The organism is Bacteroides rodentium JCM 16496 (assembly GCF_000614125.1).
Classification (GTDB): Bacteria; Bacteroidota; Bacteroidia; order Bacteroidales; family Bacteroidaceae; genus Bacteroides; species Bacteroides rodentium.
Genome location: NZ_BAKJ01000001.1, coordinates 184,202 through 206,666 on the forward strand (window position 1 = coordinate 184,202; position 22,465 = coordinate 206,666).

7 protein-coding genes and 6 pseudogenes are annotated in these 22,465 nt (G+C 53.5%); 2 read left to right on the top strand and 11 right to left on the bottom strand.

Features of this window, described 5'->3' with window-relative positions; genetic code table 11:
- Positions 1-22: 22 nt before the first annotated feature.
- From bglX (JCM16496_RS00720) to JCM16496_RS00730, 3 genes and pseudogenes are all read right to left on the bottom strand, one after another.
- Positions 23-2,364 (bottom strand): annotated as a pseudogene (gene bglX / locus JCM16496_RS00720) (beta-glucosidase BglX).
- Positions 2,365-2,661: 297 nt separating this feature from the next.
- Entirely contained in the window at positions 2,662-4,182 is a 1,521-nt protein-coding gene (locus JCM16496_RS00725) for a RagB/SusD family nutrient uptake outer membrane protein (protein ID WP_025831631.1), read from the bottom strand.
- 83 nt (positions 4,183-4,265) lie between these two features.
- Positions 4,266-7,328 (bottom strand): annotated as a pseudogene (locus tag JCM16496_RS00730) (SusC/RagA family TonB-linked outer membrane protein).
- Between the two features lie 237 nt (positions 7,329-7,565).
- Here JCM16496_RS00730 and JCM16496_RS00735 point away from each other — a divergent pair.
- Together JCM16496_RS00735 and JCM16496_RS00740 are read left to right on the top strand one after the other, a co-directional pair.
- The gene (locus tag JCM16496_RS00735) at positions 7,566-7,808 is read left to right on the top strand and encodes a hypothetical protein (RefSeq protein ID WP_128809372.1); all 243 of its coding nucleotides are present in this window, start codon (positions 7,566-7,568) and stop codon (positions 7,806-7,808) included.
- A complete protein-coding gene (locus JCM16496_RS00740) occupies positions 7,789-8,223 on the top strand; it encodes a type II toxin-antitoxin system VapC family toxin (protein WP_244440166.1) in 435 nt (144 codons plus the stop codon). Before JCM16496_RS00735 ends, JCM16496_RS00740 begins: the two co-directional genes overlap by 20 nt.
- Positions 8,224-8,318: 95 nt before the next feature.
- On the opposite strand, the pseudogene bglX (JCM16496_RS00745) reads toward JCM16496_RS00740, so the two are convergent.
- The 8 genes and pseudogenes from bglX (JCM16496_RS00745) to JCM16496_RS00775 all read right to left on the bottom strand — a co-directional run bounded on the left by bglX (JCM16496_RS00745) (position 8,319) and on the right by JCM16496_RS00775 (position 22,341).
- Positions 8,319-10,608: pseudogene (gene bglX / locus JCM16496_RS00745) on the bottom strand (beta-glucosidase BglX).
- Positions 10,609-10,621: 13 nt separating this feature from the next.
- Positions 10,622-12,025 carry a glucoamylase family protein gene (locus JCM16496_RS00750; RefSeq protein WP_025831635.1) on the bottom strand — a complete coding sequence of 468 codons (1,404 nt, stop codon included), beginning with the start codon at positions 12,023-12,025 and terminating at the stop codon, positions 10,622-10,624.
- 17 nt (positions 12,026-12,042) lie between these two features.
- Positions 12,043-14,141 (bottom strand): annotated as a pseudogene (locus tag JCM16496_RS00755) (family 43 glycosylhydrolase).
- 9 nt (positions 14,142-14,150) lie between these two features.
- Positions 14,151-15,699: pseudogene (locus JCM16496_RS00760) on the bottom strand (RagB/SusD family nutrient uptake outer membrane protein).
- An 18-nt stretch (positions 15,700-15,717) separates the two neighbouring features.
- Positions 15,718-18,739, bottom strand: a pseudogene (locus JCM16496_RS00765) (SusC/RagA family TonB-linked outer membrane protein).
- A 178-nt stretch (positions 18,740-18,917) separates the two neighbouring features.
- On the bottom strand, positions 18,918-20,702 hold the full coding sequence (locus tag JCM16496_RS23195) for a helix-turn-helix transcriptional regulator (protein ID WP_244440167.1): 1,785 nt from the start codon (positions 20,700-20,702) through the stop codon (positions 18,918-18,920).
- On the bottom strand, positions 20,630-21,769 hold the full coding sequence (locus tag JCM16496_RS23200; RefSeq protein WP_244440168.1) for a ligand-binding sensor domain-containing protein: 1,140 nt from the start codon (positions 21,767-21,769) through the stop codon (positions 20,630-20,632). Before JCM16496_RS23200 ends, JCM16496_RS23195 begins: the two co-directional genes overlap by 73 nt.
- 308 nt (positions 21,770-22,077) lie before the next feature.
- The gene (locus tag JCM16496_RS00775) at positions 22,078-22,341 is read right to left on the bottom strand and encodes a DUF4248 domain-containing protein (protein WP_128809373.1); all 264 of its coding nucleotides are present in this window, start codon (positions 22,339-22,341) and stop codon (positions 22,078-22,080) included.
- Positions 22,342-22,465: the final 124 nt, after the last annotated feature.

The following is a 22,465-nucleotide window of genomic DNA, read 5'->3' on the forward strand; positions in this document are numbered from 1 at the left end:
TGAATATGTTTTCTTATTCCTTTTACTTGAGTGTCAATTTAGCCGTTTTCGTAGCCTGGCTGCTGCCACCTATCATCACATCGAACTCTCCCGGTTCGGCCACGTGGTTGAGGTCGTAGTCGTAGAAGCGGAGCAGCTCGGGGGTAATCTTGAAGGATACGGTCTTGCTTTCGCCCGCTTTCAGGAACACCTTTTCGAAGCCCTTCAGTTCGCGTACGGGGCGGGTGATGCTGCCTACGAGGTCGCGGATATAGAGCTGCACGACTTCTGCACCGTCGCGCTTGCCGGTATTGGTCACGGTGACTACGGCAGTGGCGGAGCCGTCTTGCCCCATGACCGGGGTACTGAGGGCGATGTCGCTGTACTGGAAAGTGGTGTATGAGAGGCCGTATCCGAAGGGATACAGCGGTTCATTGTCCACATCCAGATAATTGGAGCGGAACTTCTCGAACCAATTGCCGGCAGCCAGCGGTCGTCCGGTATTCTTATGGTTGTAGAACAAGGGTATCTGCCCCACGTTCTTCGGGAAGGTCATGGTCAGCTTACCGCTTGGATTCACGTCGCCGAACAGCACGTCGCCAATGGCATAGGCCGCTTCGCTGCCACCGAACCATACGTTCAAGATGGCGGGTACGTGTTCCTGCTCCCAGGTGAGCGTCAGCGGGCGGCCGGTGAAGAGGGTCAGCACAACGGGCTTGCCGGTCTTCAGCAAGGCCTCCAGCAGGGTGCGTTGCACGTCGGGGATGCCGAGGTCGGTACGGCTCGAACTTTCACCGCTCATTTCGGACGATTCGCCCAGGGCGGCTACAATCACGTCGGCACCGGAGGCCACCTTCAAAGCTTCGTCCAGCAGTTCCTTATCCGTACGGTTGTCCCGGCCCAGCGACCGGCCGAACAGGGTGGCGCGTTCCTCGTAGGCTGCATCACCGATGAGGTTGCTGCCTTTGGCATAGGTGATGTTCACCCGGCCGGCTGTCATCTCTTTCAATCCTTCGTACAGAGAGGGATAGTCGTCCAGGCGTGCGGCAACACTCCAGGTACCGGGCATGTTGCTGCGGGTATTGCCCAGGGGGCCGATGACGGCGACGGTGCCTTGCTTCTCCAAGGGAAGCAGAGCTCTCCCCCGGCCCCTCCCCCGTAGGGAAGGGGGGCTGCGCTACCGTTCTTCAGCAGCACAAAGCTTTCGGTGGCAATCCGGCGGGCGGCGGCGCGGTGCTCGCGGGTGAAGATGTCGCGTGCGGGACGGCTGAGGTCGCAGTATTTGTAAGGGTCATCGAACAGCCCTAACTTGTATTTCGCTTCAAGGATGCGGCGGCAGGCTGCATCCAGCGTCTTCATGGTTATTTTGCCTTCGGTGAGCGACTTTTTCAACGTGCCCACGAAACCTTCGCTCACCATATCCATGTCCACACCGGCGTTGAGCGCACGGGCAGAAACGGTCTGCAGATTGCCGATGCCGTGCTCCACCATTTCGGAGATACCGGTAAAGTCGGTCACCACAAAACCGTTGAAGCCCCATTGCTTGCGCAGCACGTCTGTCATCAGCCAGCGGTTGGCGGTGGCGGGCACGCCGTCCACTTCGTTGAAGGAGGCCATCACACTGCCCACTCCGGCGCGGACGGCTGCTTCATAGGGGTACATGTATTCGTTGAACATGCGGTTGCGGCTCATGTCTACCGTGTTGTAGTCGCGTCCGGCTTCTCCGGCACCGTACAGTGCGAAGTGCTTGACGCATGCCATGATTTCGTCGTTCCGTTTCAGTTGGTCGTTCAGGTCTTTTCCCTGATACCCCAACACCATGGCGCGGGCGATGGCGCCTCCGAGGAACGGGTCTTCGCCCGACCCCTCGGATACACGTCCCCAGCGTGGGTCACGGCTGATGTCTACCATCGGACTGAATGTCCATGAGATGCCGTCGGCACTGGCTTCTGTAGCGGCTATGCGGGCAGACTGCTCGATGGCTGCCATATCCCACGTGCAGGAGAGGCCGAGGGGGATGGGGAAGATGGTCTCATAGCCATGTATCACATCCATGCCGAACAGCAGGGGGATGCCCAGGCGGGAGTTTTCTACGGCCAGTTTCTGTACGTCGCGTATCTTGGCCACTCCTTTCAGATTGAAAAGCCCTCCCACAAGCCCCTGCTCAATCTTCTTGGCCACGTCGCTGCTCTTTGCCTGACCGGTGGTAATCTCTCCGGTCACGGGCAGGTTGAGCTGGCCGATTTTCTCTTCCACAGTCATCCGGCGCATCAGTGCGTCGATGAATCGGTCCATGTCCTGCGGAGACTTCTGCGCCTGCACGGTGGAGGCGCCCATCAAGGCAGCTGCGAGCAGCAGGCTTGTTCTCTTGAAAAATTTCTTCATATTTATATAGGTTTTACTGTTATAAAAATATTACAACAACTGTTCTCTTCATAATCTCCAGTCTCGACGGTGGTATCCTCTGTCGTTATGTAAGGCTGTCTCTGTCGTTATATGAGGCTGCCTCTGTCGTTATGTGAGGATGGCACAGTCGTTATCTTTGAATACCCCGCCGAAAGATGCTTCTGGCGGGGATTTTTGGCATCCGGACAGACAAGGAAGCTTGTTCGCGCATTTTTGCCCATCGATGATAAAACTTTACGCAGACCGGTATGCTCGATGCTTTCTGCACAATGGTTGTCAATAGTCGGGGTTCTGTACCAGTACTCCGTTCGATTTGTCTATCTCTGTCTGGGGCAGAGGCAGCAGCGCATTCTTGTCCTGATAATTCTTTCCGGCAGCTTGCAGCACTTCTTTGGCAATGCCCCAGCGCACGAGGTCGTAGAAGCGGTCGGGCTCCAGTGCCAGTTCTACGCGGCGTTCGTGGCGAATGGCGTCACGCAGCACAGACTGGCTGGCAGATTCTACCTTCGGAAGCACGTCTGCCAGTGTGCCGCGGGCATGGGCGCGTACTTGTTCCAGATACCCGGCGGCTTCGCCCGTCAACCCTTTCTCGTTGGCGGCTTCGGCAGCCATCAGCAGCACGTCCGGATAGCGGATGAGGCGGATATTTACCCAGAAGCCCATGCGGGTGTACTTGCGGCGCAGTGTCGGGTCCGTGTAGGCCTTCTTGTTGAAGTAGGCACCCATGGCGGTGGATACGGGTGACTCGCCATAAGGCTGGTTGGTATTCTCCGGTGTGATGGGCTCGTCCGTGCTGTGGCGGAAGTAGAGCAGTGTGGCGTCCCGGCGCGGGTCGCCCGGCTCAAAGGCCTTGCCCATCAGTGAGGTGGCCATGTGCCAGCCCCATCCCAGGTCCCACTCGCCGGCTCCGCGTACCCCTTGCACCTGGCAGAACTGGCTGCCGATGCTGGCGTCCTCTTTCATGGCGTCGGTGGCTTCACATTGCAGTTCGAAGATGCTCTCGCCGCAGTTTTCCCCTTCTACGGTGAAGACTTTGTCGACCGGTGTATTCAGGTTGTAGATGCCCGACTTTATCACTTCGGTGGAGGCTGTGTACATATTGTCCCAATCGTTCCGCATCATATAGGTGCGTGCGTGCAGGGAGCGTGCGGCGCCCCAGGTCAGCCGTCCCGTATAGTCGCTGTCCCACCGCAGGGGCAGGCATTCTTCGGCTTCGGTCAGGTCTTTGTCAATCTGCTCGTATATCTTTTCCGCCGTGGACTTGGGCACGTTGGCATCGGAGGCTTCCACTACCTTGATGGTGACCAGCGGCACTTCGCCAAAGGCGCGTACCAGGTTGAAGTAGCACCAGGCACGGAAGAAGAGCGCTTCGCCACGGTTGCGGATGGCTTCGGTGTCGTCCTTGTGTCCGCTCTTCTCAATGTCGTCCAGGATTTCGTTGCACTGGTAGATGATTTTGTAGTTCTGTCCCCAATAGGCATTCAGCGGCCCGTTGGAGGCAGTGTATTCGAAGTCGTCCCACATGGCGGCCTCGTTGCTGCCGTCGCCGGCGTCACTGCCTTTCTCGGAGTCTTCGCTGCGCACCATGTGCACCATAAAAGCAGGAATGCCGGCAGTGATGTTGTACGAACGCATCAGGTAGTAGACATTGAATATCTTCCCGCCGACAAGGGCGTTAGGAGAGTCATCTTCCGTGAACTGCCCCAGCGGGTCGCGGTCCAGGAAGTCGTTGCAGGATGTCAGTGAGAGGGCTGTTGTACCCACCAGCAATGTAAATATGTATTTTATCAGTTTCATAAATTTATATTTTTCATTCCCCGTTCCCTTTGAAGGAGTCGGGGGAGGTTTGAAGTTACTCTTTCTTAGTTAGGGGAGAGGCTTTAGAACGTCAGATTAAATCCGAACGTATAAACCGCCGGCATCGGATAACTGCCGTCGTCCACCCCGAAAGCGATGGCCGAGCCGCCCAGTTCCGGGGTATATCCGGTGTTGTGCTTCCAGGTCTTCAGGTTCTGTATGTTCACGTAGAGCTTCAGTGCCTGCATGCCTATCTTCGAAATCAGTGCCTTGTCGAAGTTGTATGCCAGCGACACGTTGCGGATGCGGAAGAAGGAGCCGTCCTCTATGTAATACTCGGAGTTCAGATTGTTGATGGTATGCTTGGTGTTCAGCAGTGGCTGGGTGTTGCTGGTACCCTCGCCGTGCCAGCGGTCCATGCGTTGCTCCATGAAGTTGAACTGGCTCCAGTTGTAGTTGTCCCAGGTGCGGTAAATCTGATTGCCGCCCTGTCCCATCATGTCTACTGCCAGCTCCCAGTTCTTATAGCCCAGTCCGAGCGTGAAGCCGTAGGTGATGTCGGGGGTGGGGTTACCAATCATCGTACGGTCTGCCGTGGTGATTTCTCCGTCACCGTTCACGTCGCGGAACTTCAGGTCGCCCGGGGTGACGGTTGCCAGTGTGTTCTTGGGAGAACGGTCAATCTCCTCCTGGGTCTGGTAGACGCCTTCCACCTTGTAGCCGTAGAAGTAGCCGATGGGGTATCCTGCCATGGTGTAGCTCTGCTGCTTGTCTCCGGCTATGATGGAGTAGCCTTCCTGCACGAGGCTCAGTACCTTGTTCTTGATGGTGGCAAGGTTCATACCGATGTTGTAGTTCCAGTCGCCTATTTGGTCGCGCCAGCTCAAGGCAAGCTCTACGCCCGAATTCTCGATGGAGCCGAGGTTGCCGATACCCGGTACGGTGCCCGAGATGCCCGGCACTTCGGCCAGCAGGTCTTTGGTTTTCTTCTTGTAGTACACCCCTTCAAAGTGCAGGCGGTTGCGGAGGAAGTTGGCTTCTGCACCGGCTTCCCATGCTTCTACCTTCTCCCAGCGCAGTTTGGGGTTGGGCAGGTAGGCAAGCTGGTAGCCCGGATAGATGGCGGACGGGGTGCCGAACACGGCGGAGTAGGCATTCGTCAGCAACGGTTCGGCGGGATAGGCACGGTCCAGGTTCTGGTTGCCCAGTGTGCCCCATGAGCCTTTCAGTTTCAGCATGTCCAGCCAGGTGATGTCCTTCATCCATGCCTCCTCGCTCATCAGCCAGCCCAGGCCGACGGAGTAGAAGTTCTGCCATTGGTTGCCGGTGTAGGAAAAGGCGGAGGAGCCGTCCCGGCGGTAGGAGCCGTTGAACAAGTACTTGCCCTTGTAGTTGTAGAGGATACGTGCCAGTACGGACACGGTGGAACGTTCCCACTGCGTGCTGCCGTTGGTGGCGGTGGCTGCGTCGCCTATGCTGACATACCATTTGTCGGGATTGTCCGGAATGACCAGGCCTACCCCTTGGGTACGGGCGCCGTTCAGATTCTCGAGCTTGTTGTAGTAGGTGGTGAAACCGGCGGTAGCGTCAGGCTGTGGTCGCCCCAGGAGTTGGTGTAGGTCAGCAGATAGTCGCTCTGTACCTTCATTTCAGTCTCTTTGGCTTGGGACACTCCGGTCTTGCCGTTGCCCAGCGTGGCTATGTCTCCCTCGACGCTTGCGTCATACACCTGGATAACCGGGGTGTACGTCCGCGTGCTGTTCGAGGCATAGTCCAGGGAGAACATGGCCTTGAACTGGAAGTGTTTCAGGAAATCCCATTGGCCGTATACGTTGCCCGAGCCACGGTAGTTCTCGGCTTTCGTGGTATTCGCCTTCAGGTCCACGTCCACCATCGGGTTGTTCATCTGTGCCTTCTGGAATCCGGGCAGTGAAGTGTAGAGGCCGTACTCGGAGTTGAATACATGCGCCACCGGAGCTGCGCGCAGGGCTGTAGCCACACTCTTCGTGTCGGCGGGCAGCATGCGTGCCCCGTTGAATTGGAAACCTACCTTGAGGTTGTCCGTCACTTTATAGTCGTTGCTGATGTTCAGCGTGATTTTGCTGTACTTCTCGTGCTTGATGTTGCCTTGCTCGTAAGCATAGCCCGCACCGAGATAGAAGCTGTTCTTGTCCGAGGCACCCGTGATGCTGATGTTGTTGTTGGTGATGAACCCGGTCTGGAAGATTTCATCCTGCCAGTTGGTGTTTCCCGTCCAGTCCGAGAAGTTGTATTCCGGGTTGCCTTCGTTCCTCAACTGTTCGTTGTACAGCAGTTTGAAACCTGCCGCATCCGTCAGTGCAATTTTGTCGGTGACGGACTTGAAACCGAACGAGCCGTTGATATTGACGCGTGTCTGTCCCTCTTTCGCCTTCTTGGTGGTGATGATAATCACACCGTTGGCACCGCGCACCCCGAAGATGGCGAGCGACGACGGGTCTTTCAGTATCTCCATGGATTCGATGTCCTGCGGATTCAGGAAGTTGATATTGTCGTTGAACAGTCCGTCCACCACATAGAGTGGCTTGTAGCCGTTGATGGAGTTTGTTCCGCGTACACGGATTTCCGGGTCGGAGCCTGCCTTGCCGGAGTTTATCACCTGCACGCCGGCAATCTTGCCTTGCAGTGCGGATACGGGGTTGACCACCGGCTTGTTGGCGATTTCGTCGCCTTTAATGTTGGTGATGGAGCCCGTAAGGTCCCGCTTCTTGGCGCTGCCATAACCGATGACCACGGTTTCGGCCAGCATCTGCGAGTCGTCTTTCATCTGGACGTTGATTACCGACTGGCTGCCTACCTTGACAGCTTGCTTCACCATGCCTACATAGGAAAAATCCAATGTGTTCTCCGGGGTGGCCTGGATGGAGTACCGGCCGTCTATGTCGGTAATCACGCCATTGGAGGTTCCCTGCACCAATACGGTGGCACCAATCAGCGGGTCACCCAGGGCATCGGTCACGGTACCGGTTACTGTTTTCTCCTGCGCCGATGCGGCGACACTTGCCAGCAGGCACACCGTCAGAAACAGGTTTCTCAGTCTTCCGGTTTTCTTCTTGGGAAGGTTTAGGTTCTTCTTCATTGCATTGATTTTTTAGTGGATAAATCATTCAGTTTTCTCCTCTGAACAATCAAAATGCAAAAAAGATTTGCTTCTTTTTTAAATCTGTGCCTTTTAACACAAACTTTCTTCTTAATTTGCAGGAGTCTGTGTTGTACCTCTACGGAAATGTGTTATCTTTGCCAAAAAAGCGAAGACAGGCTGCACCTCAGCATAAAAAATGAACGAGTTCATTTTATTCTGCATTCGGTTTGCACTATCTTTGCCGAAAAAGAAAGGATGTGATATGGATACCGCAGTTTTAAATGCAAACAGTTACTGGAATGTACTGAAGGACCTGAGCAATGAAGTTAAGCTCGATTTGATTGCCCGCTTGAGTAATTCCTTGCTTCATAAGGACAAGAAAGACGAAATTTCGGCCAAGCGCTTTTATGGGGTGTGGAAAGATGCCGACTATCCGGCTGCGGATGATTTGAATGCCGACATCAAGTCTGCCCGTAAGTTTAAAGATGACATTGAAGCTTTCTGAAGTGATGGAAAAATACCTGCTTGATACGAATATCTGCATTTTCCTTTTGAGGGGAAAGTATGATGTGGATAAACGGATTGATGAAGTCGGTTTCACCAATTGCTATATTTCCGAAATAACGGTGGCTGAATTGAAGTACGGTGCAGAGCTGGGGCGCAAGCAAGGCCTGCATCAGCGGCAACTGGGGCTGGAAAAGTTCTTGGAAGTTATTCATATATTGCCCATAACGGGGGCTCTTGATTTGTTTGCTTCGGAAAAGGTGAGGCTTCGGTTGGCGGGTACTCCGGCCGATGATAATTTTGATTTACTGATAGGGTGTTCGGCCATAGGACATCAGATGGTCATGGTTACAGAGAACGTCAAGGATTTCAAGAATTTGTCGGGAATCAGGATTGAGAACTGGATTAAGAGGTAAATCGGAACTGCGTTGTTCAACGCAGCAACCTGATATAAAGTGAGGGCAGCCCGGTTTCTACCGGACTGCCCTCTTACCTAAAAGCAAAACTATACCTATTTCAACTCAAAACTTGTAGTCTTTACATCGCGGCTGTTGGGTCCAATCATTACATGGAACTCGCCGGGTTCGTATACATACTGTATGTCGTAGTTGTAGAACTTCAGCAATTCGGGGGTAATGGTGAAGGTCACCTGCTTGCTTTCGCCTTTCTTCAGGTGGATGCGCTCGAAGCCTTTCAGCTCTTTCACGGGGCGGGTAATGCTGCCCACCAGGTCGCGGATATAGAGCTGTACGATTTCATCTGCATCGTAGTTGCCCGTATTGGTCACGGTTACGGAAGCGGTCAGCTTGCCGTCCGCATTCAGTTGCTTGGAGCTGAGCGTGATGTCACTGTACCGGAAGGTGGTGTAGCTCAAGCCATAGCCGAAAGGATACAGCGGGTCGTTGCTCACATCCAGGTAGTTGCTGCGGAACTTCTCAAACCATTTGCCTTCTTTCAGAGGACGACCTGTATTCTTGTGGTTGTATGCCATAGGCAACTGGCCCACATTCTGCGGGAAAGTGGTGGTCAGCTTACCGCTGGGGCAAACGTCTCCGAACACTACGTCGGCAATGGCGTCGGCAGCTTCACTACCTCCGAACCATACATTCAGGATGGCGGGAACATTTTCATTCTCCCAAGTCAGCACTACGGGACGTCCGGAGAACAATACCAGTACTACGGGTTTGCCCGTTTTCAGCAATGCTTCCAGCAGGTGGCGCTGTGCGTCCGGCATTTCCAGTTCGGAACGGCTGCTGCTTTCACCACTCATTTCGGAAGACTCGCCGAGGGCGGCTACAATGACATCGGCTTGTGCGGCTACTTTCAGGGCCTCGTCCAGCAGTTCTTGGTCATTGCTGCGGGGCAGTTCACGACCGAACATCGTGGCGCGTGTCTGGTAGTCGGCATCGTACATCAGGTTGCTGCCTTGTGCATAGAGAATGTTGGCCTTGGAGCCGACAGAGTTCTTGAAACCTTCCAGCAAGGTGCTGTATTTGTCTGCTGTGGCTGCCACACTCCAAGTGCCCGGCATGTTGGCACGGGTGTTGGCAAGCGGGCCAATCAAGGCGATGTTGCCTTTGCGCTGCAAGGGCAGCAGGTTGTCCTGGTTCTTCAGCAGCACGAATGTCTCTGTGGCAATCTGGCGGGCAATGGAGCGGTGCTCGGGAGTGAACACTTCTTTTTCGGCACGCTTCACGTCACAGTATTTGTACGGATTGGCAAACAATCCCAGCTTGTATTTGGCCTCCAGGATGCGTCGGCAGGCTTTGTCAATGTCGGCCTCGGTCACTTTGCCTTCTTTCAGAGACTTTTCCAATGTGCCGATAAATCCGTCGGCTACCATGTCCATGTCTGTTCCGGCGGTCAGGGCACGTGCGGATACTTCCTGCAGGTCGCCGATTCCGTGGTCTATCATTTCGGAGATGGCTGTATAGTCTGTCACCACGAAGCCGTCGAAGCCCCATTGGTTGCGCAGTACGTCGGTCAGCAGCCAGTGGTTGGCAGTGGCGGGTACTCCGTCAATCTCATTGAAGGAGGTCATGGCGCTACCTACGCCGGCCTCTATGGCAGCCTTGTAGGGAGGGAAGTATTCGTTGAACATACGGTTGCGGCTCATATCCACCGTGTTGTAGTCGCGGCCGGCCTCTCCGGCACCATACAGTGCGAAGTGCTTTACGCAAGCCATTATCTCGTTGTTGGCACTCATATCCTTGCCTGATAACCGCGAATCATGGCTTGTGCAATGGCCGAACCCAGGAAGGGGTCTTCACCGTTGCCTTCGGATACACGTCCCCAACGGGCATCGCGGCAGATGTCCACCATCGGCTGAATGTCCAGCAGATACCGTCTGCACTCGACTCAATGGCGGCGATACGGGCCGATTTCTCTACGGCCTCCATGTCCCAGCTGCACGAGAGTGCCAAGGGGATGGGGAATACCGTTTCGTAACCGTGAATCACGTCCATACCGAACAGCAAGGGGATTCCCAGGCGGCTGTTCTCTACAGCCAGTTTCTGTACTTCGCGGATGTTCTTCACCCCTTTCAGGTTGAACAGACCGCCGACTTCGCCGTTGCGGATTTTACCGGCAACGTCGCTGCTCTTGGCTTGTCCGGTGACGATGTTTCCCGTCACCGGCAGATTGAGCTGACCGATTTTCTCGTGCAGTGTCATTTTGCCCATCAACTCCGTAATGAACTTGTCCATGTCCTGCGGAGTGCCTTGGAGTGTGCTTTCTTTGGGCGTTGCCGTCACGGTGAGGGCAGAGAAAGCCAAGGCTGCTAATAATGAGTATTTCTTCATGATATATAGAAAATTATTTAGATGCTATTTGTTGGAAGCCCAGCTTCTGCAGACCTTCCTGCACTTCGGGGCAGCTCATGAAGAGTTTCCATAACAATCCGGTACGATAGTTCTCAATCATCGGGGCAATGGTGCACTGGTCGATGGCCAGATAGCGGGGCACCGTCCAATCACTTCCTTCGGAGAAGGCATCGTAGAAACCGTACTTGCCCCAAATCCAGTCGCCTTTGGCATAGAAATACTTCAGTGCACGCATGGATTCCTCCGGTGTGTAGGGGAAGCTGGACAAGGCTGCCGTCGGCGTGATGACGCCGTGGTCGTTGTCACCCGGGCAATGGGCTGCATAGCCTTTGGTAGAGTAGCTGGCTGTAAGTCCCCAGCAGTTCTCGCCGTAGCCTTTGAAGCCTTTTGGGTTCTCCACGCAGTAGCGGTAGTTGGAGAGGGCATGGTTGCGCACCACGTTCCAGTAGTTGGCATAGCGGTCACTGAGGTTGCGCGGGTCCAGACCGATGTGCGAGTATTGCGCCCAGAACAAGGGACCGCCCAGTTTCTCGGCTCCGTTGTGCTTCAGCTCCAGAGGCAGGCCGTAGGGGGCAGAGTCGGACTTGATGCCGCCGCCGCGTGCCCAGCCGTTGTGGTAGGCCGAAGCCGGAACGGGATAAGTAGGGGAGGAGGCTGCGAGCACATACACAATCAACGCTTCGTTGTAGCCTTCCAGCGGGAAGTTCATTTCCCAGTTGTATTCGGGAGACCAGTGCCAGTAGATGACGTCCTTGCCGTTCTGATACCAGCTGAACTCCATTTCCTTCCATAGTTGGTCAATTTTCTCTGCCAGTGCCTTTTCCTGCTCGTTGCCGTCACGGAAATACTGGCGTACGCAGAGCAGGCTCTGCATCAGGAAGCAGCTTTCCACCAGGTCGCCGCCATTGTCCTTTTGTCCGAAAGGCTTCACCTCTCCGGTCGGACCGTACAGCCAGTGGGGCCATACGCCGTGGAAGCGGTCGGCACGTTTCAGATAATCGGCAATTTGGGTCAGGCGCTTCACACCTTCGGCTCTGGGGATAAAGCCACGCTCTATGCCCACCAGCAGGCCGGCAACACCGAACCCGCTGCCACCGATGGTGACGACGCTCTGGTCTTTCTCGGGATATTCTCCGTCCAGGTGAATGCGTTCGCGTGCCAGTCCGGAGGTCGGTTCCGCACCGTCCCACATGTAGTTCAGATGTACCTTCTGGATATAGTCCAGCATTTCGTCATCCGAAGCGAATGATGCGGGACGTACTTCCTCTGTGTCGGGCTTTTCTTCATTTCCGTTTCCTTTCCCGCCTTCCTTCAGGTCGGAAGAGCAGGACGCGCAGCTCGCCAGTGTGGAAATCAGGAACAAAGCCAGCACATGTATCATTATTGGTTTTTTCATATCTTTATTTCTTGTGTTTAATTTTTTGTCGTCTTACACAATGGAGAACGACCGTTTTCGTTCAGTGCCTCGATGGTGAAGTAATAGTCCGTATCCGCATCCAGCCCTCGGAAGTCATATTCTGTCTGTCCCAGTACCGTGATGGCATTGTACATCTTGTCTTCGGCAGTGCCGTAGTAGATGTTGTAGCCATAGGCGTTTGTCTCGGGCTGCCAGGAGATAAGGGCATTCCGGCGGTCTTTCCTGTCACGTTTCACGGTCAGCCCTTTCGCGGTTTGCGGAGCGTTACCGTCACCGTTTCCGAAGACGCGGAAGCCGGACAGAGCGACATTTCCCGTAGGCATGTGCACATTCTCGTATTTCAGATAGCGGGCACGCAGCGGCTCGTTAAGCTCGATATAGTCGTGCGGACAATCCCTGTCGCTGTCACTCTTGTCTATGACCAATGTCCATTCTTTTCCGTTTTCGGAAGCAAAGATACGGTATTGGTGATAAATATCCATGGCGCGGTTGTGCTGAACTGCCTTATGGTCGTAGAAATTCAACTGTACGGCGCGTATGTTCTTCGTACCGCCCAAGTCTATCCTGGCCCATTCGCGGGATTGCCGGAGCGTGCTGCCCAGTAGGTGCGCATACTTTCGTCCGTCAGGTTGGAAGCTGCGTGGATGCTGTCTGTGGAAGAAACTTCCACCGGCTTGCCGTAGGACAAGAGCATCCATCCCGTAAAGCGGTCTTCCGGGCTCTTTATATCCATCGGTTCCGCCCAGTTGGGGTAGTCACCGAAGGCAGTGGACGAATACATGACCCCATCCTTGTCGAAAGCCACCGGATAGAGACCGATGCGGCGTTCGAACTTGTACTTCAGGGAGAGCATGCAGGTGGCCACGTGCCAGTAATTGCCTTTCACGTCGCGGAACGTGCCTCCATGACCGGAACCTTGCACATAACCACCCGGCTTGTAGCACATCGGGTTGTGCTTCTGGTAGACAAACGGGCCCAGCGGGGAATCCGAAACATATACGCCGTCGGCATAGACTTTGAATTCAGTGCCCGGAGCACCATATTGGAAATAATATTTGTCATTGTGTTTGGTCATGTAAGCGCCCTCTGTGAATGGGCGGAGTGTCACTTCATCGTCATTGTTCATGCCGAAACGTTCCCAGCCGTGTTCTTCAGGGCGGAGCATCATGACATCGTGAATCTTGCTGATGGGGTAGAAATCATTCCGGTCCAGTTCTACCGCTTTCAAGGGATATTCATTGCTGGAGCCATAGTACAGATACAATCTGCCGTCGTCGTCCAGAAACAGACAAGGGTCCCACGAAGGAAGTACGTTCTTTTCGATGGCACGTCTGAAGCGTCCCGTTTTGGGATGCGTGCTGTACCACACGGCCAGACCTTCGTAGGTGGAGCCGGTATAGAACAGCGTGTCGCCGCTTACATAGGCGGCCGGCGCACACTGGTCATCGTCCGTAGGCTTGCGCTGGAAGCTGGCAGGAACGAAATCCCAATCCACCAGGTTCTTGGAATAATGAAAACCGCCCTGGTTGGTGGAGAACAGAAAATATTCTCCCTTGTATTCCACAGCCATCGGGTCGGCCGAGGAACGGAACGAACCGTTGGGGCGTACATTGTTGTTGAAAGGCTCGAAATTGTAGCTGATGTTCATCGGATTGCAGAAGGTACGCGACAGAGGCGCCTGCGGGTCATACCACCGGGTTGCTTGGGCCGGACGGCGGACTGCGGCGGCCTTGTGTACCTCCTCTTCCATCATCACCTCAATATCGGTTTCATCCAGTGCAAGGACTCTGTCTACTATCTTCTTTCCGGGATAGTAGACGTACAGACGTACGTCGTTCTCTGCTCCTTTGATGGCAAAGCTGCCGTCTTGGGCGGTAGTGCTGTGCATGGGGCTGGCGAAGAACATGACTGTGGCGCCTGCGAGTGGCCGGCGGTTGGTGTCCAGTACGTGTCCTTTTACGATACGGTCTTGGGTCACAGTAATGTAGTAGTCGCTGACCTGCCCCTTCACAACTTTGATGGAATCGTCCGGGGTTGCCTTTGCCGCCAGGGCGGCAAAGGCTATTCCACAGCTGATTAGGATTTTTCTTATCATGATATAGGTTTATTCGGCAATTCTGTCAATAGGTTCCAGTTTCAGGTCGGGCAGGTCATCCAACTGATTGGCAGGAATGGGCCAATAGGTCTTTTCCGTTGTCCATCCTTTGGGACCGAGTACAGTGGCGGCATCGCCGGTACGCACCAAGTCCACATAGCGGGCACACCATTCGCCGCAAAGCTCCATCCGGCGTTCGTCCATCACGTCTTTCAAGGTCACACCGGTTTTGGTGCTCATGCCTGCACGCTGGCGCACTTCGTTGTAGCTGCATCTCCATCCTTGCCCAGTCTGACTTTGGCTTCGGAGTTCATCAGCAGCACTTCGGCATAGCGGATGATACGCACATTGTTGTTGGCTCCGTAGGTTGTGCGTGGCAGGGTCATCTGATTGTAGGGAAGGTAACCTTTGCCGTTCCAACAGTCGGTCTTGGTGGCCGATGTGGGACCTACCTGCCAACCTTCGCGCGTCTTGCTCAAGGCTTTCAGGAAAGAAGTTTCGGCACGCACACCTTCGCCACGGGCTTCGGCCCATGCCACGAACTCGGGTTCGTAGCCGATGAAGTTCCAGCCGCCTATGGACTTGGTGCCTTCGCCCTGCTTGTAGCTGACGGTGCCGTCTGCGTTCACAACTTCATCATACCTTTCCGCCATGTTCGGACCCTGGAAATTGAACCACTGGTCTACGCCCAGGTAATCGCCGGAACCATTGCCGTAGTCCGTCACCTGGCATTCGAACAAAGACTCGTCACACAACTTTCCGGGAATCTTGAACAGCTGGTAGAAGTCGTCGTAGAGACGGAATCCGCCGTTCTTGATGATGTCATCGGTCAGTGTCTCCACTTGTGCATAGTCCTCTTTCAGCAGATAGATGCGGGCGGCCAATGCTTGGGCGGTGAAGGCTGTCACGGCTCCTTTGTGTTCCATCTGGTTGGGACGCATGCGGGGCAGTTTGTCGATGGCATAGTTCAAATCTTCCAGCATATAATTATAGACGACCTCTACGGTAGAACGGCGGAAATCGGTCTGCAGGTTGTCACGATAGATGACGGTGGGACCGAAATTGGTCACCAGACAATAGTAGGCCCATGCACGGATGGTACGTACTTCGCCGCAATAGGATTCGTAGGTTTTGTAGTCTTCGCTTCCTGCAGCAAGATATTCGGCATAACCGTCGAGGCTTTGCAGGGCGGCATTGGTGATGCGGATGATGTCGTAGAAGTTCATCCATACCTGGTTCAGTGCCCAGAATGAGTTGTTGTAGTTGAACTTGCGTCCGAAGGCCACGGCATCGCCTGGTCATCGGTACGGCCCGACCACACGTCACCGTCGCGGGTGAACATCAGTAGTGCGTTGCACCAGTGCATGCCTTGTGTGCGTACTTTGGAGTAGGCGCCTACTACGGGTTGATACATATTGTTCTTGTTGGTAAAGTCCACGCCTTGTTCGGGAACTTTGTTCTCCGGATCAATTTCTATGAAATCGGTGCAAGCGGTGGTTCCTCCCAGTACCATCATGGCCGGAAGCATATATGCGAATGTTTTCTTTAAGAATTTCATTGTTTTACGTTTTAGGGTTTAGAAATCTATTTGCACTCCAAAAGTATAGGTTGAAGTCAGAGGGTATACTTCGGTATCCCAACCTTCGGCATCCGACACTTCGGGTGTGAAGCTGTTGGCCTTGAAGGTAGTGAAGGGGCGGTCGGCCGTCAGTGAGAGGCGGAGTCCCGGCATCACGTAGCTGCCTATCTTCAGGTTCTTGAACGAGTAGCCCAGCGTGATGTTCTGGATGCGGAAGTAGTCGGAGCTTTCTACGAAATAGGAAGCGTTGTTACTGTCTGATTTGTTCCAGGTTTTGAGAAGAGCCTTGGCCGACGGATGTTCGTTGGTAGAGCCTGCACCCGTCCAGCGGTTCTCGTACTGTGCACGGTCAAAGTTATAGTAGTCGGCTGCATAGCGCAGGGCACGCTTACGGTTCCACAGTTCGCCGCCTGCTTGTCCGTAGGTAGTGAGGCTGAAGTCGAAGTTCTTATAAGAGAATCCGGCATTGAAGCATAAGTAAAGCTGGGCACGTATGAGCCCAACACCTGCTTGTCGTTTCCGTCTATCACATGGTCGCCGTTCACGTCCTGGTAGATGAAGTCGCCGGGTTCCAGTCCGTTGGCCACGGCGATGGGGTCGGCAGCACATTGTTCGGGAGTCTGGTAGATGCCGATGACCTTGTAGCCATAGAATGAGTTCATCGTCTCGCCCACCATATTCACGGTCTTTCCGCCTTTGATGATTTTCATGTTTCCTTTCAGGCTTTTCACTTCGTTGTGCAGATAAGAGAGATTGACGCCGATGTTGTAATTGAAGTCCTGGCCAATCTTGTCGTTCCAGTTCAAGGAGAGGTCGATACCGGTATTCAGAATCTGTCCGTTATTACCGGCCAGCAGCTCGCCGCTCATCGGGAGCTTGGGTGAAATCACGGCGTTGTCAGTCAGACGGTAGTACCAGTCGATGTCGGCGTTCAAGCGGTTCTTCAGTGTACTGAAGTTGACACCCACATTGGTTTCGTTCACTACTTCCCAACCCAGCCAGCTGAAGTTGGTGGTGTTGATGAACCCGTCGATGGCGGTATTGGGACCGAATACGGACTGTACGTTCTGTATGCTTGCGAAGCCTGCACTGGCAGCAATCTTGTCGTTACCCAGCTTACCCCAGCTGGCACGCAGCTTCATGTAGTCGAAGATGTTCTGGTTCTTCATGAACGGTTCTTGGGAGATGACCCATGCGGCACCGATGGAGGGGAAGTAGCCCCATTTGTCGTTGTACTTGGACGAGCCGTCGGCACGGAAGGTGAACATCAGCATGTACTTGTCGTTATAGTTGTAGTTCAGTCGGGTGAAATAGGAGAGACCGCGGTATTTCCAGCCGTCGTCTTTCACCGTAGCGCCTTCCTTGTTGCCCAGTGCGATGTATTTCCACACGTCCTCACCTTCGGGCACGTTGGTGGCGGTACCTTCGAGCAGGCGGTATTGCTCTTGACGCATGGATGCACCCAGCATACCGGTAAAGGAGTGTTTGCCCCACTTGTCGGTGTAAGTGGCCACGTTGTCCCATATCCATTTGTAGTAGTTGGTGTTCTTTTTGGTGAGTTCGGTAACCTCTTTCTTCTGGTTGGTGCCTACATAGTAGGTAGGGGTGAACTCGGAACCGCGAATCATCGAGTAGTCGTAGCTGTAGCTGCTGCGTATATTCAGCTTGTCGGGGATGAGGTTGAGCTGTGCATAGAAGTTGGTCAGCACTTGGTAGGTCTCGTTCCGGTTGTCGTAATAGTTGGCAGTGGCTACCGGGTTGTTGAAGTTGTTGGTCAGGCCCACCTGCTCGGGCGATGTGTACTTCTTGGGGAACACGGTGTCGTCGCGGCGGTCATCGTACACCGGGATGATAGACGGTGTGTTGTATGCCTGTTGCCATGCGGCATTCTTGGGAAGCTGCTGCTGCGAGTTGCTGAATACGCCGTTGAAACCTATTTTCAGCCATTTGCGGGCTTCGTAGTCAAGGGCGGCACGGAAGTTCAGGCGGCGGTAGTAGTTTTCCACGTCCATGATACCGTCTTGTGCCAGATAGCTCATGCCGGCGGAGTAGGTCGCTTTTTCCGTACCACCGGAGATATTCAAGCTGTGGTTGGTCATCATGGCTGTGCGCAGCAGTTCGTCATACCAGTTGGTATCGGCATCGAATTGCAGGTTTTCCATATTGCCGCCGAATTCGGCTACTGACTTTTCGAAATCGACCGGTAAGCTTCCGGGTTGGCTTCCAACATCATGGTGGCATACTCGTGAGAGTTACACATCTCCAGCAGGTTGGTGGCTTTCTGAATACCTACATAACCGTTATAGGTAATCTTGGCATCCTGGTTGCGGCTTCCTTTCTTGGTGGTGATGATTACGACGCCGTTGGCGGCGCGTACACCGTAGATGGCCGATGCGGATGCGTCTTTCAAGATGGTCATGTCCTGAATGTCGGAATTGTTCAGGAAGTTGATGTTGTCGTAGAACATTCCGTCCACTACATAGAGAGGAGAGGTGTCACCGAAGGAACCCATACCGCGGATGGTCACTTTAGGACCGTCGCCCGGCGTTCCGGAATTGATGATGTTGACGCCCGGTACCTTTCCCTGCAATGCTGCCATCGGGGAGGAGGTAGGAACATTGATAAGTTCTTTCTCTTTGACGACGTCAATCGGGGCCGTCAGGTCTTTCGCCTTGGCCGAACCGTAACCGATGACTACGACTTCTTCCAGCAGTTGTGCGTCTTCACGTAGCTTTACATTGATGACGGATTGTCCCGCAGCGCTTACTTCCTGCGGCAACATGCCCAAATAGTTGAATACGAGAGTTGCGTCTTGGGGGACGCCGTTCAGTACATAGTTACCGTCGAGGTCGGTAGCTGCTCCAATGGTAGAGCCTTTTACTACAACCGTGGCTCCAATAATCGGTTCGTTGTTCTGGTCAACAACAGTTCCTTTGATGGTCTTTGTTCCTTGTGCCAAAACAGTCAGTGGCAATGAGAACAAAATCATGAATAGAAGAAATAAAGTTTGCCTTCTCATAAACTAAATTTAAGAGTTAATAATTCTGCCGGCAAAGGAAGTAATTACGGCATGTGAGGCAAAAAAAATCACTACCACGATAATACGTTTAGGGTAAAAAGGAGTACCGTTTTACTACGTTTTTGTGCTGTTTCCCTCTAATAATCAGTTTGTTGTGGTTGAATGATTTGTAGTCGCTTTATTTCAGGTCGATGAGGAAATCCACTAATCCCGTTCCGTCGGGAATATCCAGTTTCTTGCGCAGACGGTAGCGTGCCGCCTCTACTCCCCGGATGGTGAGGTTGGTCATTTGCGCAATGTCTTTTGTAGAAAGATTCAGGCGCAGCAGTGCACAAAAACGGAGGTCGGTAGCGGTAAGACTGGGATAGCGTTCGCGCAAGTTACGGAAGAATTTCTCATGAATCAGGTCGAAATTGTTCTGGAATACATCCCAAAATTCCTGTGTCTCGATGTTTTCGTTGATGAGCTTCAGCAGAGATTCGAGGTTCTTGCGTCCATATTGCCCTTTCACCAGGGACTCTTGTACGACAGTACGGAGTTTCTCCAGGACCTCGTTCTTGGCAAATACACCCAGCGCCATGCTGGCAAGGTCTTTACTTTTTGCCGACAGTTCGGCTTCCAGCAATTGCTGTTGCTGCAGGGTTATCAGATGCTCCTGCTCGCGCATCTTGATGTTCTGCTGCACCTGCTCTGCCTCATACTCCTTCCGTTTCTTTGCCATGGCACGGTTGGCGCGCCACTTGGAGAAGAAGTAGACAAGCGCTGTGAGAACCATGAGATAGAGCGCAAAGGCATAATAAGAGAGGTAGAAAGGGCGGGCTATGGCAAAATGATATTCCACCTCGCCGATTTTCTGTCCCAAATCATTATAGGCTTCTGCCCGGAATGTGTATTCTCCGTAATCCAGGCTACCGTAGCGGATTTCGGGCTCTTTCAGGTCCGATGTCAGCGCCATGCCTTGTCCTCCTTGCAGGACATAATGGAAATGTACGGACAATTTATTGTAATGCGGCAGGCTTACCGAGAACAGCAAATCCCGGTAATTGCTTTCCAGTTCGACATTTCCGGACAGAGGCAGGCGTTTCTCCTTTTTATCGGAAGAGGAAGCAGTGACCGAGCTCAGTGAGAGGGCGGACTCCAGAGCCGGACTGAGGCTGTCTGTGCTTTTGCTGTAACTGGCGATTCCGTTGTTCAGATTAAAATAGACAACGTCATTGTCGACGAACACATTGTTGTAGTTCTCTATGCATGGAGAATCGAACAGTTCGATGAGAATGCGCTGTTTCACGATGTACTCTCCATCCGCGTACTCTACCAGTACGTACTCATGCGAACCGGACAGCCAGAAGCGGTCGTTCGTGACGGATACCACAGAATGGGCATTCCTGATATAGGGCAGAATGGCATTCAGCTTTTGGAAGGGGATAATCTGCCGGGCGATGTCGTCGTAGGTATAGAAACCGTTGGGGCTGGAAAAGACGATGCGTCCCCGCATCTTCATTACCTGGATAGGGCCGACGATGTATTCCGAGCCTAAATGGGAGATGTGGCGTACGCTTTTTACAGCCGACAAGTCATCGTTCAAGACAATTTTATAGACTCCCTGATACATGTGCGAAGCCCAGATGACACCGCTTTGGTCCACCTCCAAGTGCATGACCGGTGCAATGAAGCCGTCTATGACATGCGAAAAGGTCCATTGCCCGTTCTTCTTTTTATAGATACGCAAATTGGCGTAGGATGATTCCAACAGTATCTCTTCGCCATAGAGGGTGCACTTTATCAGACACGTACTGCTGTTGGTATTGCTTATGACGGAAACGTTCCCTTTTTCGCTTATTAATAAGGTATGGGCATTGTTGCCTGCAAAGAGTTGCCCGTCAATGTCCTTCACATACCAGTTCTGCCCTTCGGAATGGGGAAGCAGGCGCAGATTCCCGGTAGTCTGGTGGTATTCGTACAAGCCTGGTTGGTGGCCAGGTAGAAACAGTCATCCCGGTGGGCTATGTCGTACACCATGCCCAGCTTGGTTTCATGGTTGGCAGGGGTCAGCAGCATGACGGGGGAGTTGTGGTGGATGTATGCGATGCCGTCGTCCAATGCTGCCCATACGTTGTTGTCCTTGTCGCAGAACAGCCCCAGGACCGTGTTGTTGTCCAGGCGGTTGTCCAGGTTGAAGTGCCAGAGGCAATGTCCTTTGCGGTCGATGGCGTATATGCCGTTCAGGACCGTGCCTATCATGAATATGGAGTCATTGGTCATTACGGCACGGTTCACCCGCTGTTTTTTCAGTTCCGTATCAATGTCCGTCTTCCAGGGAGTGATGTCACCGTTGTAGCGGAACAATCCGTTGTTCTCTGTCACCATCAGGAAGCTGTCGTCCCCGTCGGGCAGCAATGCCACTACATTGTCATCGTTCACTTGGCTGCGGGGGAAGAGATGATGGAAATCCTTGCCGTCGAATTCATAGAAGTCCTCATCAATCATCTGTGTGTAGATATGTCCGTTCCGGGTGTAGAAGTAGAGCGGCTGTTGCCGTCTGTTGCGGAAAGCGCGTACCATCTTCCCGTCGTAGGAGAACCAGGCGCTGAACGACTGGAAGTAGATGCGGCCGTCCAGCTCTACAATGTTCCATATCTCGTTGTTCTCCATGGGGAAATTCTTCAGGAACTTGCTCAAAGAATGGTACCGGAGGGTGCCTGCCTCCGTATACTTGAAATAGCCGAATTCCTCGAACGCCCCCACATAGATGCGGTCTTCTTTCACATACACCGAACGGACAATATGGTTCCCCGGCACTTTGTGGAGTGCCCAGCGATAACCGTCATATACCAGGAGTCCCTGGCTGTTGCCGAAATACATTTCGCCGTTGCTGCCTTGCGCACATGCCCAGTTCTGATAGCCGGCTTCATAGTCTTTGGCCAGGTAGTTGGTGACGGCGGGCATGAAGGAAGAAGCGCCGGCCTGGAGAGGGAGGATGGACAGCAGGAGATATAGCAGCCAATGCAGGGCGGATGTATTTTGTTTCATTTCTTTTCTGGTTGGTTTAATAAACTGTTTTGATTTTCTTTTTTCAGGTTTCCTCAGCATCTTCTGAGTTTGTTTCTGAGGAAGAAAGCTGAAATAAAAACAGTTTCAAAGTGTTTTCCGGGGAGCAAATATACAATAAGAAAATCAGAATACCGTGTGCCGGTCGAAGAAAATCCTTCCGGTACGGCGGCACGCCTTTTCCGGAAGCGGCTATGTTCCGCCGTGAAACATAGCCGCTTTGCGCATGGATGAGTGCTGCTTTGCCGCGTGGATGAGTGCCGCTTGCCTGCCGGGTGTGGGGGCCGGCATCAAGGCACGTCGAGGTACTCTACCAGCAGGCGCACTTGCCGGGTGGAGAAGCAGATGTCGTTCTTGCCCTCGCGTCCGCTGTGCATGCGGGCGCAGAGCTCGGGATTGTGGCGTATCCATGTGTTCAGCCGGTTCATGGCGGTACGGGGCGACACGCAGGGAGAGTATAGCTGTGCCAGCTCCACCTTCAGATAAGGGCGGATGATGAACGGTTTTTCTTCTGCGTTGATGTCTTCGATGTTGACGAACTTTTTTGTTTCCATGATGATTTCCTCCATAGTTGGGATGTTAATTTATAATGAATATGTTTCAGTGTGCCGAGGGCTCATTTGGGGCTCAAGGCTCACTATAGGCCCCCTGTGGAGCAGAGCCTGCGGTCTTTTGATA

Coding starts and splice junctions, on each gene's coding strand:
- JCM16496_RS00750 (WP_025831635.1), bottom strand. CDS start 12,025: ATGAAAAAACCAATAATGATACATGTGCTGGCTTTGTTCCTGATTTCC.
- JCM16496_RS00775 (WP_128809373.1), bottom strand. CDS start 22,341: ATGGAAACAAAAAAGTTCGTCAACATCGAAGACATCAACGCAGAAGAA.
- JCM16496_RS00735 (WP_128809372.1), top strand. CDS start 7,566: ATGGATACCGCAGTTTTAAATGCAAACAGTTACTGGAATGTACTGAAG.
- JCM16496_RS00740 (WP_244440166.1), top strand. CDS start 7,789: ATGACATTGAAGCTTTCTGAAGTGATGGAAAAATACCTGCTTGATACG.
- JCM16496_RS23200 (WP_244440168.1), bottom strand. CDS start 21,769: ATGAAACAAAATACATCCGCCCTGCATTGGCTGCTATATCTCCTGCTG.
- JCM16496_RS00725 (WP_025831631.1), bottom strand. CDS start 4,182: ATGAAACTGATAAAATACATATTTACATTGCTGGTGGGTACAACAGCC.